This window comes from Niastella soli, from assembly GCF_017742245.1.
Lineage (GTDB): Bacteria > Bacteroidota > Bacteroidia > Chitinophagales > Chitinophagaceae > Niastella > Niastella soli.
Genome location: NZ_JAGHKO010000001.1, coordinates 1 through 16,332 on the forward strand (window position 1 = coordinate 1; position 16,332 = coordinate 16,332).

Below are 16,332 nucleotides of genomic sequence, written 5' to 3' on the forward strand. Positions count from 1 at the left end.
TCAAGTGCTGTTGCTTCCAAACTTTCAAAGATCTTTATAATATTATGGTTTCTTTACCTCTATCCTCTCTCACTCATCTTATTTCTAACTTCATTAACTTGCTCTCATTCTCTTCTTCCTCTCTTTCCTTCTTCGCTTCCCTTCTTTTCGATCGGGGTGCAAAGGTAAGTGTTTCTGTCATTTCACCAAATCTTTTCTCACTTTTTTCTTTTTCTTTTTCCTCTGTTTTCTTCACAATTTTCTAAGAGCTTTTTCGTTCGTACCGGGCTGCAAAGATAAGCGCATTTCACTTTCACTTCCAAACTTTTTTTTCATCTTTTTCTTCTGCTCGCTTCTTCTGTATCTGTGCTTATTTTACTATGCAGTTGGTAAACGAATTCTATGTAAAGAGCTTTGTGTACTTTGCTTTTTTGTAAAGCGGGCCGCAAAGATAGGCGTGTTTCACTTACTACCAAATATTTTCTATTCTTATTTTTATCATTTTCCTGAAACACAGGCGCCACAAGGGTTTCAGCAGAATATTTTTTTAAACCCGTTTTTACACTTAATATTTCTTATTCTTTATTACTTCATCACCTGCACGACTAACCTCCCACTATTATGTTCAACCGATTTCAACATTTTGTGTGTTTGAAAAGTATTGTTCCGGATACTCTACTTTTTGTAAAAACAAGCCATGTCCGGGAACAGCAAAATCGGCCTTTGTACAGTCCTTTGCTTCGATGATCTCCCTGAATTGTTGAAGCGTTATTTTACCTCTTCCCACCTGCAACATAGTACCCACCAAACCCCGCACCATCCCCCTCAGGAACCGGTTGGCTTTAACCCGGTAAACAGCCCCTTCTGGCTGTCTCTTCCATTCACTGTACAAGATGTTACAGTTAAAAGTATATACCTGTGAATTGCGTTTCGCGAACGAAGTAAAATCGGTATACTCCTTTAGTACCCCAGCCGCGGCCTGCAATCCCTCCCAATCGATGGTGTAGGGATAATACCAAGCCCTGTCTACCTGGAACGGGTCCTTAAACTGGTACATAAAGTATTCATACTCACGGGCAATAGCATCAAACCGGCAGTGGGCATCCCCCCTTACAGGTATAATTTGCCTAATGGCCACATCAGCCGATAAAATAGCATTGAGGTTATAAATGGCCTTGGGATTTATCGGGTGCTCCAGATCGAAATGATAATAATTCTGACCGGCATGCACACCAGCATCGGTACGGGAAGACCCGGTAAGGGGCACTGGCTGACGAAAATAGACCTCCAAAGCCTTTTCCAGCTCAAACTGTACGGTCAACGCATTCTGCTGTACCTGCGACCCCGCATAACGACCGCCATGGTATGTCACTTCCAAAAAGTATCGGTTCATGCGTCGCAAGTTAAAATAATCTGAACTGGGATTTATGCGTTGAATGGGATAGTTGGGAGATTCTACAGTCTGACGTACATTCCCGGCCCATCCAATCCTACACTTTCCGGTTTAGAACTATTGTAACCTAACCAGCTTTTTGAATTTAGTTACATAGGTTTCGTCGCTTAACAGTTCATACAACTGTTTGAAATTGGCTGTATCAGCCGCAAAGGGGTAGGCCAGTTCGAGGAATTTATATTTAGCTTCATCACCGGTGAACAGTTCTGACAAAGCCTTTATTTGTTTAGCATACAAACACATGGTTTTGAAATACTTATTAGCTACAGCCAGCCGCTTTTGCTCGTCCCCTTCCGCCATCATCTTTACCCGCATTTTATCTACATCATTATCAGTAGCCAGTTTCGCACAGTCTGAATTGATCATCACCAATTTGCTGACAGTTTCCGGTTTCTTTTCCGGCTCACTTGCTTTGACTTTTTCAGATTCTGCGGACTTTGTACCAGTAACCTCCGCCTCTTTTTGTAAAACCGCCGGCTGCATCACCGCTTTGGCGGTTTCTTTGGCCGGTTCTTCCTTTTCATTCTTTATGGGTGTTACTGCACTTTTAACTGCGCTGTCTGCTGATGTTGGTTTTACTGCTTCTTCCTTCACCACGGCATTCCCGGTCACCAATTCCACCTGCATTTTACCGGCATCATAAAGTTGTGCCGTGGCGGTATCTTTGGTCACTGGTTTTGGCGATTCAGGTTGTTTATCCTGTTTTGGCTTGTATAACGGCTGAGCTTCTTTAGCCGCAACCGTACTTTTCTTCATTTGTGGCGATTCCAATACAACGGTAAGCGTATCGGTGCCGGGCTTTTTTTCTGAGGTCTGGCTCCCCGCCTCTTTCTTAACCTGTTCAGTAATCAGTTCTTTATTTTGAACAGGCGCCGGGGTAGTTTTCCCTGAATCTTTCACTTCCGGTCCCTGTTTGGGCTCGTCTTTATCCTCACTTATATACATGGTCACCACTTTGGCGGGTGTTTCACTGCTATCAACAAACACCATTTTTGTCTCGCCATTTTTTGTTTGCTGTTGAATTTTAGCTACGCCTGCGGCCACCGGTTTATCTGTAAGGCCTCGTTCTTTGGGGTCATAACTGGAAACCAGGGTGTCTGTGGCTGATTGCGGAGTTGCAGTGGCTGAAGCCGGGCCAGGCGCGGAAACTTTTTTTATAGCCGAATCTATGATCGCCTGTACGCTGTATATATTTACCGCTTCTTTGGGTTGAACCGGTTTTTCACCTCCCTTACCAGCAGGCTGATCGCCAGACCCTGCTACACTGGGCACCTTCTCCTCTTCTTTCTTCACAATAGAGGTATATAAAACAGCGGAATCATTTACCACAGCTGCCATCAGCGTAGCAAATGCATCGTCTTTTTTACGTTCGCCATACAACAAGTTGCTGTTGCCGGCTTCTTTTTGCGGTTTTATTGTTTCATCGGTTTGCAGATCGAGCAGGCTCCAACCTTTAGTATTCTTTATAAGTTGAAAACCATGGTCTTTATTGCGAAGTGGAATAGCAAAACGCTGTGGTTGTGTAGCTTGCTGAGGAAAACCGATCTCGAAATTACAGGTCTTATCAGACAGGCCTGCAATAACCAGGTGCCCTATAGCAGAGGAACTATATACCTTATCGTCCAATTGCACATAGAAAGGTTGCGGATTTTCAGTTTGCAAATAGACAAATAAAGACTGCTGCGCCAGGGTCCGTGTACTTGAAACCCCACACAACCCTGTCACAAAAGCAAACAGTTTTATAGCTCGGTAGCGATTGCTCATAGTAGCAAATCTACTCATTTGCCCTTTTCCCACAGCCACTTATACTATTTTTTACAATTATTAACCAACTGCCCGCCTATCTTTACAATCCTTAAATTAAAATTTCGATATGAGAAAGGTTTCACTAGTAATACTGGCCCTGGGAATACTGCCCCACCTGAGGGCCCAGCAAATTGAAGAGCCAACCCCTGACACTTCATGGAAAACACAGTACCGCGAAAGCGCTCCACGCATCAATGACCTGGTTCATACCAAGCTGGACGTTAAGTTCGATTACAGTAAATCATACATGAATGGAAAGGCCTGGATCACCCTGGCACCCCACTTCTACTCTACTGATAGCCTCATGCTCGATGCCAAAGGCATGGATATCAGCAAAGTAGCCATCGTAAAAGGCGGTTCTACCCAACCCCTGAAATATAATTACGACGGCTGGCAATTAAATATCGACCTCGATAAAACCTATAAAGGCGGTGAACAGTACACCGTATATATTGAATATACTGCTAAACCCAATGAAGTAAAAGTACAGGGCAGCGCGGCCATCACCGATGCCAAAGGTCTTTATTTCATCAACCCTAAAGGAGAAGAAAAAGACAAGCCAACTCAGATCTGGACGCAGGGTGAAACCGAAGCCACTTCTGTATGGTGCCCTACCATTGACAAACCCGACCAGAAGACCACCAACGAGTTCATCATGACCGTTCCGGCCAAATATGTTACACTCTCCAATGGTAAACTGGTTTCACAAAAGAACAATGCCGATGGCACACGCACCGATGACTGGAAAATGGAACTTCCTCACTCCCCTTACCTGTTCTTTATGGGCGTAGGTGAGTACAGCGTAATAAAAGACAGCTATAAAGGCAAGGAAGTAAATTATTATGTTGAGAAAGAATATGCGCCCGTAGCTAAAAAGATCTTTGGCAACACCCCCGAAATGATGGGTTTCTATTCAAAAGTACTGGGTGTTGAATTTCCCTGGGTAAAATATTCACAGATCGTAGGTCGTGAATATGTAAGCGGTGCTATGGAAAACACCACTGCTACCCTTCACCAGGAAAGTGCCCAACAAGACGCCCGTGAACTGGTTGATGGCAATGGCTGGGAAAGCACTATTGCCCACGAACTGTTTCACCAATGGTTTGGTGACCTGGTTACCTGCGAAAGCTGGAGCAACCTCACACTGAATGAATCTTTCGCCAACTACAGCGAAACCCTGTGGGACGAATATAAATATGGAAAAGACGCCGGCGACGCCCAAAACTATGGCGACATGCAAGGTTATATTCAAAGCCAAAGCGAGAAAAAAGACCTGGTGCGTTTTTATTATAACGACAAAGAAGCCATGTTCGACGCCGTTAGCTATAACAAAGGCGGCCGCATTTTACACATGCTGCGCAGCTATGTTGGCGACAGCGCTTTCTTTAAAGCTTTGAACCTGTACCTCACTACCAATAAATTCAAATCGGCCGAAGCACACCAGCTGCGCCTGGCTTTTGAAGAAGTAACTGGTAAAGACCTGAACTGGTACTGGAATCAATGGTATTATGGCGCTGGCCATCCCAAACTGAGCATTGATTATACATATGACGATGCCGCTAAAAAAGTACAGGTAACCGTTAAGCAAACACAAGATGGTAATAAAGTATTTGTTTTACCATTTGCCATCGACATTTATAATGGCGCTGAAAAAGTTCGTCATAATGTATGGATCAAAGAGAAAGAAACAACCTTCTCTTTCCCATATGACAAACGCCCTGACCTGGTGAACGTAGACGGACAGAAAACTTTGCTTGCTGAGAAAAAAGACAACAAAACCCTGGAGAACTTTATTCACCAGTATAAATATGCAGGCACATACCTCGATCGCCGCGAAGCCATTGATTTTGCCAGCAAGACCCAGGATAATCCAAAAGCACTGGAGCTGATGATGCTTGCGTTAAAAGATAAATACTTTGGCTTACGTTCTTTCACCATCGGCAAACTGGACCTGAAAAATGAAACTGTAAAGAAACAGGCAGAACCCATCCTGGCCGAGATGGCGCAAAAAGATCCCAAGTCAACCGTACGGGCCAGTGCCCTGGGTGCTTTGGCACAGTATAATAATGGCGTTTATAAATCTCTTTTCACCAAGTACGTAAACGATTCATCGTATACTATTTCCGGTATTTCACTGGATGCATTGTTTAAATTAGACAGCGCTTCTGCAGTGGCTGAAGCAAAACGCCTGGCAAAATATCCTGCCAAAGGCAAACTGGCTGAAAGCATGACCACCATCCTGATCAAATCGGGCGATGAATCTGGGTTCGACATCATTGCCAAAGCCTTTAATGACATGCCGCTTTCACAAGCAAAATTCAACATGGCGAAACCCTTTTGCGAATTCCTGGGTATAGTAAAAGATACCAAGAAAGTAAAAACAGGGGTTGATATGGTGATCGAATTCCGTGAGGCGCTGGCGCCCTATGGCGTAGCTCCTTACATTAACGATCTATTAAACAAGGTTATTAAAAAGAAAGAAGCAACCGGCGCTCCTGCTGAACAGATTGAATATATTAAAACAAAGATGGAGTCGGAAGGGAAGAAGGGTTTCTAACTAATTAGTTAACTCGTTATATAAATGGCCACTCTGGTAACAGGGTGGCTTTTTGTTTTTAAGGAGGAGCTTACGCCAAACGGCAGACGGCAGACGGCAAACGGCAGACGGCAGATGGCAAACGGCAAACGGCAGATGGCAGACGGCAGAGGAGCTTTGTAAACAGAACACACAACTTAAAGCTTGTACTGTAAAAACAACAATAAGCTACCAACTTCCACTAGCACCACCTCCACTACTGCTGCCGCCACCAAAACTGGAAGAAGAGGAGGAAGAACCCGAGGAGCTGGATGAACCGGAGGAGGAGGAAAAGAAAGACGATGAAGAAGAGGACCTATCCCCTGAGTCATCGTTATTGGAAAACCAATAGCCATACCCGTGGCGATGATGCCGGCGATAGCCATTTCTTGTATAATAACTCCCGGAATATCTGTTTCCCATCCGAAACGCTGCAAGCGCTACAAATACAATAAACGCGATGATGCCTTTAAATATATTAAGGAACCCGTTCCAAAATGATTCAAACCCGCTTTCAGCTTTCGCAGGAGCAATAGAATGGAAAGAAAAGGAAGGAGAAGCGTCTGACGCGTTTTCTGAAGCCGGCGAACTATCTAACCTGTTTTGTAATGCAGTTATTGCTTCCTTAAACCCGGTGAAAAAATAGTCTTTCTTAAAAGCCGGGACCAGGTTATTATCGATCACCTCCTGACAGAAATATTCATCCAGATCAGCGCTCAGTCCCCGCCCTACTTCAATTCTGATGCTCCGGGGTTTTCTGCTTGCCATTAACAATACGCCATTATTCTTCATACTATCGCCAATGCCCCAGGTGTTAAAATATAATTGGGCGGCTTCCTCAATTGTATATTTCTTTTTTGTCTTTTGGTCTGTCAGCGAATCGAGGGTAACAATTACAATGGCGTTGGAGGTCCGTTTTAAATAAGAGTTCAACTCTATTTCCAACGTTGTTCTTTGACTACTGGTAAGAAACCGGGCGAAGTCGTTCACGACCTTATGTGGAACCGGTAATTTTTTTACAAAGGAAGAACGGGGTTCTTTGTTCTGAGAGAAAGAAAAGATACTGAATAAAAGGAGGGATACGATTAAAAGATAGCGCATGCCTGGTTAAGGAGTTTCGGTTTGTAGGTTTAAAAAATTATTGGGTTATCAGGTTTCTTGATTCACGAACCTAATAACCCAATAACTTATGAACTGAGTTTATGTGTAACGAATAATGGCCATCCACTACCTACGCCAGTTGCTTACTGTTTTCTACCAACTACCACTGGCTCCGCCGCCACCGCTGCTACCACCACCAAAGCCGCCAAAACCGCCGCCACCGCCACCGCTCCAGCCGCCACCGCCGCCAGACCAGTCACTGCCACGGCTGCTGCCGCCAAGCATATTACCCAAAATAAAGGGGCCTAACCAGCCTGAGCCACGGCGGCTCATCATACCACCACCACCGCCACGGTTGCGGCCACTAAAGACCACCACCAGGATGATAATAAATATAATGAGGCCAATTGGGAGACCGCCACTGCCTTTTTTCTTACGATAATTTGCCGGCGCCTTGTATTCACCAGCGGCCGCTTTTATAATGGAATTGGCTGCCTGCGACAACCCCTGGTAATAATCGCCTGAACGGAAGTTGGGAGCGATATCATTCTGAATAATGTGACCGGCAGTAATATCCGGTATGGCTCCCTCGAGCCCATATCCCACTTCAATCTTTATTTTCCGGTCGTCGAGTGCGGCAATAATAAGCACCCCATTATTTGTTTTCGCATTGCCTATTCCCCAGCTGCGAAACAATTTCAACGCATATTCTTCAATGGGATAATCATTGATGGTTTTAACCAGCACTATAGCCACCTGATTACTGGTGCTATCGTCAAGAGCAACCAACTGTCGTTCCAGCCGCTGTTCCTCATCCGGAGACAATACACCAGCATAATCATTTACCAACCGGGGCGGGTTCGGTCGGGCGGGGATCTCCTGTGCCGACGCAAAAAACGAAATAAAGCACAAGGCCGGAAGAAGAAATAATTTGAGTTTCTTTATCATTACAAATAGCCTATCTGTTATTTTGATCTGTTTCAAGTTACAAGTTGCAGTGCCAGCCCCGCGATTGCGGGGTTTCAGGGCTCAATGAAACAAATTCCCTGCAACCTGGAACTTGAAACCTGAAACTTTCTTTTTACTTTCCGAACACCAGATCGTCGGGCAGTTCATTTTTATCAGTTGAGCGGTCGTATGGGAAATGCGTTCTTAATGCTTCTCCCACATCATTAACCACTGCTTCGATGGCCTCAGCAGGCAGGGCATTGCCAAAATGTTTTTGCATAACCGAGACTTCCTGGTTCCAGAAAGCCTGCCCAACCTTTTCGTGGATCCCCTGGTCGGCCAGGATGGCAAATTGGCGGTCTTTCATGGCAACGTAGATCAATACCCCATTGCGATCTTTGGTCATATCCATTTTAAGACCCCAGAAAACTTCAGCTGCCCTGTCGAGGGGATCAACAAACCGGCAGCGGCTTTCGGTATACACCCTGATCTCGCCGCTGGTTTGTTGTTCGGCCAACCGTATGGCATTTACAATACGGTCCTGTTCGTTGTGCGAAAAAAATTCTTTCCTTTTTGCGAAAGGGTTATAGGCCATGAATATATTTTTAGAATTGTACTTTAGGCGCTTTTTCAGAACCGGCATCAGCAGTGAAACCTGTTTTTACTTTGAACCCGAACATACCCGCAAATAAGTTATTGGGGAAACGACGAACTGTTGAGTTATAATCCTGTACAGCTGTGTTAAAGTCGTTACGGGAAACTTTGATACGGTTTTCAGTGCCTTCCAGTTGCACCTGCAGGTCTCTGAAACTTTGTGTAGCCTGCAATTGCGGATACTGTTCTGCAACCACCAGCAATTTACTCAAAGCACCACCCAACTGGCCCTGGGCCTGTTGAAATTCCTGCACTTTTTCAGGCGTAAGATTATCTGCATTAATATTTACAGAAGTAGCTTTTGCCCTGGCTTCAATTACCTGTGTTAAGGTTGTCTGTTCAAAATTGGCAGCCCCTTTTACAGTACTAACCAAATTAGGGATCAGGTCGGCACGACGTTGGTAATCGCTCTGAACATTGTTCCATTTGTTTTTCACACCTTCATCGAGATTTACCATCTTGTTATATCCACCACAACCACATCCACCCAGTATTAAAATGAATAACACTACAACAATGATGACCAGATTACGAGATTTCATATCTATTTAGAGTTTTATGTCTTATAAATGTACAGAATTCATTTGATCCACAAACTGTTAAGCTATGCGTTACAGTAGCCGCATTTAACGTATGGCAATTGCCAAACATTGCTAACATGGTAAGAATTTAGTCGCAGCGGCATGGTTTTCGTTACAGAAGGCTTGTTAAAATCTTATTTTATGAAGCAAATGATCATTTACAGCGGTTTATGCATCACGCTGTTTATCACCTGTTGCGACAAAAAGAAGGATAAAGAAAATAATGCCACTGCCGCCTTATTAAAAGACACCATTCTTACCAGCAAGCTCAACCACCCCTGGGAAATACTTTGGGGGCCCGATAATTTTATCTGGATGACGGAACGTAACGGTAAAATCAGCCGGGTTAACCCTGCCACGGGAGCCGTCACCCCATTATTAACTATAGCCGATGTAACTGCCCAGGGCGAAGGCGGTTTGCTGGGAATGGCTTTACATCCCAATTTCGCCACCTCCTCGCAAGTATTCGTGGCTTACGATTATATGAACGGCAGTACTTATCAGGGTAAGGTCGTTCGCTACACCTACAATGGCTCTACCCTCACCAACCCGCAAATAATTCTAGACAACATAAAAGCCGCCAGCATCCATAATGGCTGCCGGTTGCTGATAACCCCCGACCAGAAATTGTTCATCACCACCGGCGACGCCAGCGATCAATCGAACCCACAAAATAAAAGCGTCATCAATGGCAAGGTATTACGATTAAACCTCGACGGTAGCATTCCGGGAGATAACCCCACTGCCGGCAGCGCCGTTTGGAGTTTCGGGCATCGCAACCCGCAAGGGCTGGTGTATGCAAACAATATCCTCTACAGCTCGGAGCATGGCCCCAGCTCAGACGACGAGATCAACATTATTGAAAAAGGACGAAATTATGGCTGGCCAACCGTTACGGGCTTTTGCAATACCACTTCTGAACAAAGTTTTTGTACAGCCAATAATGTTCGCGAACCCTTACAGGTCTGGACGCCCACCATTGCACCCAGCGGATTGGATTATTATGATAAAGATCAGATCCCACAATGGAAACATTCCCTGTTGCTGGCTGTTTTAAAAGACAGCAAGCTGATACAGCTAAAATTAAATGCAGCCCACACCGGGATCGACAGCGTATTTGAGTTCTACGTAAATAAATACGGCCGCATGCGCGATGTCTGTATTTCACCCGAGGGAAAGGTATACGTTTGTACGGATAATGGAGGCGATGATAAGATTGTTGAAGTATCGAGGAAATAGTTAACCAGTTGACCTGTTGACGACCTGTGAGGTCTGCCTTTTGAGTTTGCCGAGCCAGCCTAATGAACAGCCCCCGCTGAATCGGGGCGGCTCTGACAGATTGATTAATTAAAACAGGACCTGTCAGGATCGCTTAAACCCACTAATTGTTCCACACCCGATGGCGAGCCTTACAGGTCAAGGCTACCTCGCTATTGTTTTTGCAGCGTTACTACCATTACTTCATGGGCTGTGATCTTTGCCGGTATACCCTGGTAATCCTGGGTAGTAACGGCATCGTACGCGATCGTCATTTTCATAGTATTACCGTTAAACGATACTTTACAACCACTGGGGGCATTGGGCAATAGGCCACCAGTGAGCACATCGAGGAAACCACTGTCCTGGAAATGCAGGGAATCGGCACCTACTCTTTCATAATCGGAAGTAGCACTTTGGGGCGGAAATGTTTGGGTGATGGGAGTTTTTACTGAATCAAGAATAGTATTACCCTGATAAATATAAGTGGTGGTATTCGTATTTACACTAAAGGTTATGTCTACAGCAGTCATTATCGAACTATCGAAGGTCATGGTACCGCCATTGTTCTCGGAGGTAAAATTGCTGGCATTAACCGCCTTTAAGGGAATACCCGACTGGGAGAATTCGGCAGTTTGTGAACCCGTTACCTGAACGGACATAAATTTCCAGGTACCCACTTCTGAAGTATTTCCCGGATTTGTTCCCGTAGTATCACCGGGCTGAGGAATAGTATCCGTAGGTGTTCCACCCGGCGGGATACCACTCTCATCACTTTTTTCTTTTGAGCATGCCACAAACACAAATACGAATACAGCAATAAGCAGCAAAAAGTTACGCGATTTCATAATTCCCCAATTTTACAGAAGTGATAACCGGAGCCATTAATAAGAAACTACCATTATTAAAAAAAGAATGCCACGCCCTTATGGGTGCGTGGCACGGATCATAATATAATTTACGCTTATTTGTTGATAGCGGCAATACCAGGCAGTTCTTTTCCTTCAAAGAACTCCAGCATAGCGCCACCACCAGTAGAAACATAACTAACCTGGTCGTTAAACCCAAACTGGTTTACGGCAGCTACTGAGTCCCCACCGCCTACCAGGGAGAATGCACCATCCTGGGTTGCTTCCGCAACAGCCGTAGCAACACATTTGGTGCCATGTTGAAACTTCTCCATTTCAAACACTCCCATGGGACCATTCCACAAAATGGTTTTAGAACGTTTGATCACATTGATAAACTGCTCACAGGCATTAGGCCCAACGTCGAGCCCCATCCAGCCGTCAGGAATATTATTGCTGGGCGCATTAGAAGTAAGCGCGGCGGCATCGAATTTATCGGCGATCACTGAGTCAGAAGGGAAATGCAGACAAACGCCTTTGGCTTCTGCTTTTTTCAACAGCTCACGTGCGGTGTCCAGCCGATCGTCTTCGCACAATGAGTTACCAATTTTTCCACCCTGTGCTTTTTCGAAAGTATAGGCCATACCACCACCAATGATGATGTCGGTAGCTCTATCCAGCAGGTTTTCGATGATGAGGATCTTGTCAGACACCTTAGCGCCGCCAATAATAGCAACGAAAGGTTTCTCTGCACTGTTCATTACTTTTTCAGCACTCTTCACTTCACTTTCCATCAGTAACCCGAACATCTTTTTATCACGGGGGAAAAATTGCGCAATTACTGCAGTAGAAGCGTGGGCGCGGTGAGCGGTACCGAAGGCATCGTTCACATATACATCGCCCAGTTTGCTTAATTTTTCAGCAAAACCGGCATCGCCTTTTTCTTCTTCTTTATAAAAACGAAGGTTTTCCAGCAACAATACTTCACCAGGTTTCAGGGCAGCTGCTTTATCCACGGCTTCTTTACCAATGCAATCATTGGCAAATTGCACGGGAACACCCAACAATTCAGCTATATGGTTTACCAGGTGTTTTAATGAAGATTTATCTTCAGGCCCCTCTTTGGGACGGCCGAGGTGGCTCATGAGGATCACACTACCGCCATCACCCAGTATTTTTTTAATAGTAGGCACAGCCGCTTTTATACGGGTATCGTCGGTAATGGCAAACGTTTTTTTGTCAAGCGGAACGTTAAAATCAACCCGGATCAGCGCCTTCTGACCCTTGAAGTTATATTGGCTGAATGTAGACATGAAAAGGTGTTTTAAAAAAGTTAACCACAAAGTTTATTGATAGCAATGGCCGACTAAGGGATTATCAGGCGTACCCGCTTTCAATAGCTTTGTGGTTACTCAGGATGTAGCAGAACTACATCTGTGATTAATATATTAAGCTTTAGCAGCTGCTTTTGCAGCGCCTTTGTTGATCAACTTTGCAAAATAGTTCACTGTACGAACGAGCTGGCTTACATAGCTCATTTCGTTATCGTACCAGCTAACTGTGCGAACCAGTTGGGTATCGCCTACAGTTTGAACGCGTGTTTGTGTACCATCGAAGTAAGAACCGTAAGTGATACCAACGATGTCACTGCTCACGATCTCGTCTTCAGTATAACCAAAGCTTTCGTTGGCAGCGGCCTTCATGGCAGCATTCACTTCTTCAACAGATGTCTTTTTACCTAATACCGCAGTTACTTCAGTTAAAGAACCGGTAAGTACAGGTACACGTTGTGCAGAACCATCCAGTTTACCTTTCAGGTTAGGTAATACCAGGCCGATAGCTTTGGCAGCACCAGTGCTGTTAGGAACGATGTTCTGAGCAGCAGCGCGGGCGCGACGCAGGTCACCTTTGGGGTGCGGAGCATCCTGGGTGTTCTGATCGTTCGTGTACGCGTGGATGGTGGTCATAAGACCATTCACGATACCGAATTTTTCATCGAGCACCTGAGCCATTGGAGCCAAACAGTTGGTAGTACAGCTAGCGCAGCTGATCACTGTTTCAGTACCGTCGAGAATAGCGTGGTTAACGTTGAAAACGATAGTTTTCAGATCGCCAGTAGCAGGAGCAGAAATCACTACTCTTTTAGCGCCGGCAGTAAGGTGAGCTTCAGCTTTTGCTTTATCAGTGAAGAAACCAGTGCACTCCAGTACAACGTCTACTTCATGCTGACCCCAGGGAATTTGAGCAGGGTCTTTTTGTGCATAGATCTTTACTTCTTCACCATTTACTATAATAGAGTTATCGGTACTTTTTACTTCAGCATCAAAACGGCCCTGAGCGCTATCGTATTTAAGGAGGTGGGCTAATACTTTAGGACTAGTAAGGTCATTGATAGCTACTACATCGATGCCATCCATTTTATAAATCTGGCGGTATACCAACCTGCCGATACGACCAAAACCGTTGATCGCCACTTTGACTGTGCTCATGATCTGGATATTTTGTGTTAGTTAAAAATTGCGGGGCTAAGTTACAATTTTGGTTGTAAATGATTCTGTGAAATTTATGTGTTGACCGGGCCGCAACCGGTTGCGTGGTGGCATATCAACACAAATGGGCTAAATTGATAGCAGACATTTACTTATGAAATCGAATACCCTACTTTTTAAGGGGGCTTTAAAACAATTTGAAAGCAAATGGAGCCGAGTGAAAGAAAACGCATAGCAACAAGAAAGATGCTAACAAATCGTTAATTGGCGTATGCGAAAATATTTTTTTATGCTGCCCCTGCTTTTTTGGGCGGCCGGGGGTTATGGGCAGGAAAAGAGCTGCCCATTTGTGATCACTGCCGATATTTTTATAGACAGTATAACCTCATGTCAGTTACTCGACACGATAAAAGCCCTGCCATTTAAAACCTACAACCGGAAAGGCAAAATGCCCCGGTTTATTAAAAAGTCTTTAAAATGTACGGAGGGCGATTTCCGGATAGCCAATCCCGGTCATCCCTATAATGTTTCTGATGCAATAGGGCCATTTGGATTTCTTTTGCCTTTCAGGCAGTTAATGTATCTGGGTTTAACTAAACAATACTTATTGATGGCTTACAAAAAAGGGGGCATCGGCACCAGCACCTCCACGTTGCTTGTCAAATTCGAGCATAAAAAGATCCTTAACATGTGGTGTTGGCTGGGCATTAGTGAGGAAGTAAAAACAGCAGAGGAGATAATTCTTTGTTTAGAATGGTACAATGAGATCCCCAAACACCGATTTGCTTTATAGGGCTTGGTTTCCTGAGTAAATACCTGGCCGACAGCGTTTGAAAAAAATATTTCAAAAGAAAGTGGGCTTTTTTTTGGTAGAACAGGACAGTTTCCTATTTTTGCACTCCCAAAAACGAGCCGCGTTCGTCTAAGGGCTAGGACACCACCCTTTCACGGTGGTGATACGGGTTCGAATCCCGTACGCGGTACAAAGGTTTCAACCTTGGCAAAATTGAAAGAGCTGTTCTGAAAAGAGCGGCTTTTTTGTTCCCCCCGAAAGGGTAAACAGATAGAAGCGAAAAGTTACGCGCTAATTGAGCAAACTGATCCCTATCTTTGCATTCTCAAACCAGCCGCGTTCGTCTAAGGGCTAGGACACCACCCTTTCACGGTGGTGATACGGGTTCGAATCCCGTACGCGGTACAAAAGATTTAAAGAGGACTGTTCGAAAGAACGGTCCTTTTTCGTTTTACGACGAATCTACCAGAGAATACAGATCCGCCCCAACTCAACAGTATGAATGCACCCAAGAGATCACATGTATTTCGTTTCCCGATTAGCTGCTTTTCTGAATTCAGTGGGGCTCATCCCCTTATATTTTTTAAACAGCTTATTCAGGTGGCTTACATCAGCCAATCCAAAATCGTTGGCGATCTCATTCAGCCGGTAAGATGTATGTAATAGCCGGGTTTCAATCAGGTGCATTCTGTAGGCATTGATATAGTTCTGTAACGTTTCACCCGTTTGGCGTTTGAAATAATCGCTCATATAAGTGGGTGACATATTAAAATATGCGGCCAGCTTTTCTATTCGTAAGGCTTCGGGCGTATAAATATTCAGATGTACATATCCCAGTACCGACACCTGTTGGGAAGGATGATAGGACGTAGCCGATTGAAGCAGGGCAATATTGGATGCTGCTATTGTAATTATCGTATTCAGCAACTGCTGTATAACTTCCGGTCTCGCAGCGCCCTTTCTTTGCTCCTCCCTTAACAAGGCCTCCGACAAAGCTCTGACCAATGGCTTGTCTTCTACATTTTCAAGAATACAGCCGGGGAGGTGGTTGTGATTATGAAAAATGTATTCCAGCTTCTGCAGCCATTCCTTAGACTGTGTTTTTAAATAACTCTCATTAAAGCGCAAAAAGAAAAAGCGGGTCCTTTCCGCCACCTCAAAACCATACGTATCCTGCGGAAAGATCAGGAATAATTTATCGGCACTATAAGGCAACTTATGTTTATTGATAACCTGAACACCCTTGCCTTCCAAAATATACACCAACTCGAAATAGGTGTTCTTATGCTCAGCAGCCGTGTATTTATCAGATTCGAAAACGCCCAATTCGAATGGCTTATGAAGACTATTAACCACCATCCTTCTAAAGTACAAATTTTTCCAACAACAGTACAAATTGATCAAATTGTATTCACAGAACTTTACACTATCCATAACAGTAAAAGTTATCTAAATGAATACTATTTCCTTCTTATTGCTTCGGTTGACCATCGGTATAAGCTTCTTTGGTCATGGCCTCGTTCGTTTTCCCAAACTGCAGGCATTCAGCAACTGGATGGTTGGCAGTTTCAAGCAGTCCATGCTGCCTACATCCCTGGTTATGCCCTTCAGTTATATACTTCCTTTTGCCGAATTCACCATAGGTTTTTTGTTAATTACCGGTTTATTGACAAAATATGCCCTGCTTGCTGGTGGCATTGTGATGCTGTTGTTACTTTTTGGAACCACCATGATAGAAAGTTGGGAGGCCATTCCCTCTCAGATCATTCACGTAGTGCTTCTGGCTGTTCTTTTACACTTTCTAAACGCGAATTCTTTCGCATTGGATCATTCATTCAACAAATAAAT

The 16,332-nt window shown here is 44.5% G+C and carries 15 protein-coding genes and 2 tRNA genes; 6 read left to right on the top strand and 11 right to left on the bottom strand.

The window, feature by feature from the left end; translation table 11 throughout:
• Window positions 1-73: 73 nt before the first annotated feature.
• From J7I42_RS00005 to J7I42_RS00015, 3 genes are all read right to left on the bottom strand, one after another.
• Window positions 74-235 (bottom strand): hypothetical protein, encoded by a 162-nt coding sequence (locus J7I42_RS00005; RefSeq protein ID WP_209136672.1) that lies wholly within the window; start codon window positions 233-235, stop codon window positions 74-76.
• Between the two features lie 369 nt (window positions 236-604).
• Window positions 605-1,372: a tRNA pseudouridine synthase A gene (locus tag J7I42_RS00010; protein WP_209136674.1), complete on the bottom strand. Its 768-nt coding sequence runs from the start codon at window positions 1,370-1,372 to the stop codon at window positions 605-607.
• Window positions 1,373-1,489: 117 nt separating this feature from the next.
• Complete coding sequence (locus J7I42_RS00015) at window positions 1,490-3,196, bottom strand: DUF4476 domain-containing protein (protein WP_209136676.1); 1,707 nt, start codon at window positions 3,194-3,196, stop codon at window positions 1,490-1,492.
• A 109-nt stretch (window positions 3,197-3,305) separates the two neighbouring features.
• Here J7I42_RS00015 and J7I42_RS00020 point away from each other — a divergent pair, with 109 nt between their 5' ends.
• Window positions 3,306-5,795, top strand: a complete 2,490-nt coding sequence (locus tag J7I42_RS00020; RefSeq protein WP_209136678.1) for a M1 family metallopeptidase — start codon at window positions 3,306-3,308, stop codon at window positions 5,793-5,795.
• A gap of 207 nt (window positions 5,796-6,002) precedes the next feature.
• Here J7I42_RS00020 and J7I42_RS00025 read toward each other — a convergent pair whose 3' ends face one another.
• The 4 genes from J7I42_RS00025 to J7I42_RS00040 all read right to left on the bottom strand — a co-directional run bounded on the left by J7I42_RS00025 (window position 6,003) and on the right by J7I42_RS00040 (window position 9,058).
• Window positions 6,003-6,914: a TPM domain-containing protein gene (locus tag J7I42_RS00025; RefSeq protein ID WP_209136680.1), complete on the bottom strand. Its 912-nt coding sequence runs from the start codon at window positions 6,912-6,914 to the stop codon at window positions 6,003-6,005.
• A gap of 153 nt (window positions 6,915-7,067) precedes the next feature.
• Window positions 7,068-7,862 carry a TPM domain-containing protein gene (locus tag J7I42_RS00030; RefSeq protein WP_209136682.1) on the bottom strand — a complete coding sequence of 265 codons (795 nt, stop codon included), beginning with the start codon at window positions 7,860-7,862 and terminating at the stop codon, window positions 7,068-7,070.
• A gap of 133 nt (window positions 7,863-7,995) precedes the next feature.
• Window positions 7,996-8,457 carry a TPM domain-containing protein gene (locus tag J7I42_RS00035; protein WP_209136684.1) on the bottom strand — a complete coding sequence of 154 codons (462 nt, stop codon included), beginning with the start codon at window positions 8,455-8,457 and terminating at the stop codon, window positions 7,996-7,998.
• 10 nt (window positions 8,458-8,467) lie between these two features.
• Window positions 8,468-9,058, bottom strand: coding sequence for a LemA family protein (locus J7I42_RS00040; RefSeq protein WP_209136686.1), 591 nt, complete (start codon window positions 9,056-9,058; stop codon window positions 8,468-8,470).
• Between the two features lie 180 nt (window positions 9,059-9,238).
• Here J7I42_RS00040 and J7I42_RS00045 point away from each other — a divergent pair, with 180 nt between their 5' ends.
• Window positions 9,239-10,336: a PQQ-dependent sugar dehydrogenase gene (locus J7I42_RS00045; RefSeq protein WP_209136688.1), complete on the top strand. Its 1,098-nt coding sequence runs from the start codon at window positions 9,239-9,241 to the stop codon at window positions 10,334-10,336.
• A gap of 191 nt (window positions 10,337-10,527) precedes the next feature.
• Here the strand turns inward: J7I42_RS00045 and J7I42_RS00050 are convergent, their stop codons facing one another.
• From J7I42_RS00050 to gap, 3 genes are all read right to left on the bottom strand, one after another.
• Entirely contained in the window at window positions 10,528-11,202 is a 675-nt protein-coding gene (locus tag J7I42_RS00050) for a hypothetical protein (RefSeq protein ID WP_209136690.1), read from the bottom strand.
• 116 nt (window positions 11,203-11,318) lie between these two features.
• Window positions 11,319-12,515: a phosphoglycerate kinase gene (locus J7I42_RS00055; RefSeq protein ID WP_209136692.1), complete on the bottom strand. Its 1,197-nt coding sequence runs from the start codon at window positions 12,513-12,515 to the stop codon at window positions 11,319-11,321.
• 135 nt (window positions 12,516-12,650) lie between these two features.
• Window positions 12,651-13,691, bottom strand: a complete 1,041-nt coding sequence (gene gap, locus J7I42_RS00060) for a type I glyceraldehyde-3-phosphate dehydrogenase (RefSeq protein WP_209136694.1) — start codon at window positions 13,689-13,691, stop codon at window positions 12,651-12,653.
• Window positions 13,692-13,962: 271 nt separating this feature from the next.
• Between gap and J7I42_RS00065 the strand changes: the two genes are divergently transcribed.
• From J7I42_RS00065 to J7I42_RS00075, 3 genes are all read left to right on the top strand, one after another.
• Window positions 13,963-14,484, top strand: a complete 522-nt coding sequence (locus tag J7I42_RS00065) for a hypothetical protein (RefSeq protein WP_209136696.1) — start codon at window positions 13,963-13,965, stop codon at window positions 14,482-14,484.
• A 118-nt stretch (window positions 14,485-14,602) separates the two neighbouring features.
• Window positions 14,603-14,674, top strand: a tRNA-Glu gene (locus J7I42_RS00070).
• A gap of 143 nt (window positions 14,675-14,817) precedes the next feature.
• A tRNA-Glu gene (locus J7I42_RS00075) sits at window positions 14,818-14,889 on the top strand.
• A 111-nt stretch (window positions 14,890-15,000) separates the two neighbouring features.
• On the opposite strand, the gene J7I42_RS00080 is transcribed toward J7I42_RS00075, so the two are convergent.
• Entirely contained in the window at window positions 15,001-15,843 is an 843-nt protein-coding gene (locus tag J7I42_RS00080) for an AraC family transcriptional regulator (protein ID WP_209136698.1), read from the bottom strand.
• 94 nt (window positions 15,844-15,937) lie between these two features.
• On the opposite strand from J7I42_RS00080, the gene J7I42_RS00085 reads away from it, so the two are divergent.
• Window positions 15,938-16,330 carry a DoxX family protein gene (locus J7I42_RS00085; protein WP_209136701.1) on the top strand — a complete coding sequence of 131 codons (393 nt, stop codon included), beginning with the start codon at window positions 15,938-15,940 and terminating at the stop codon, window positions 16,328-16,330.
• Window positions 16,331-16,332: the final 2 nt, after the last annotated feature.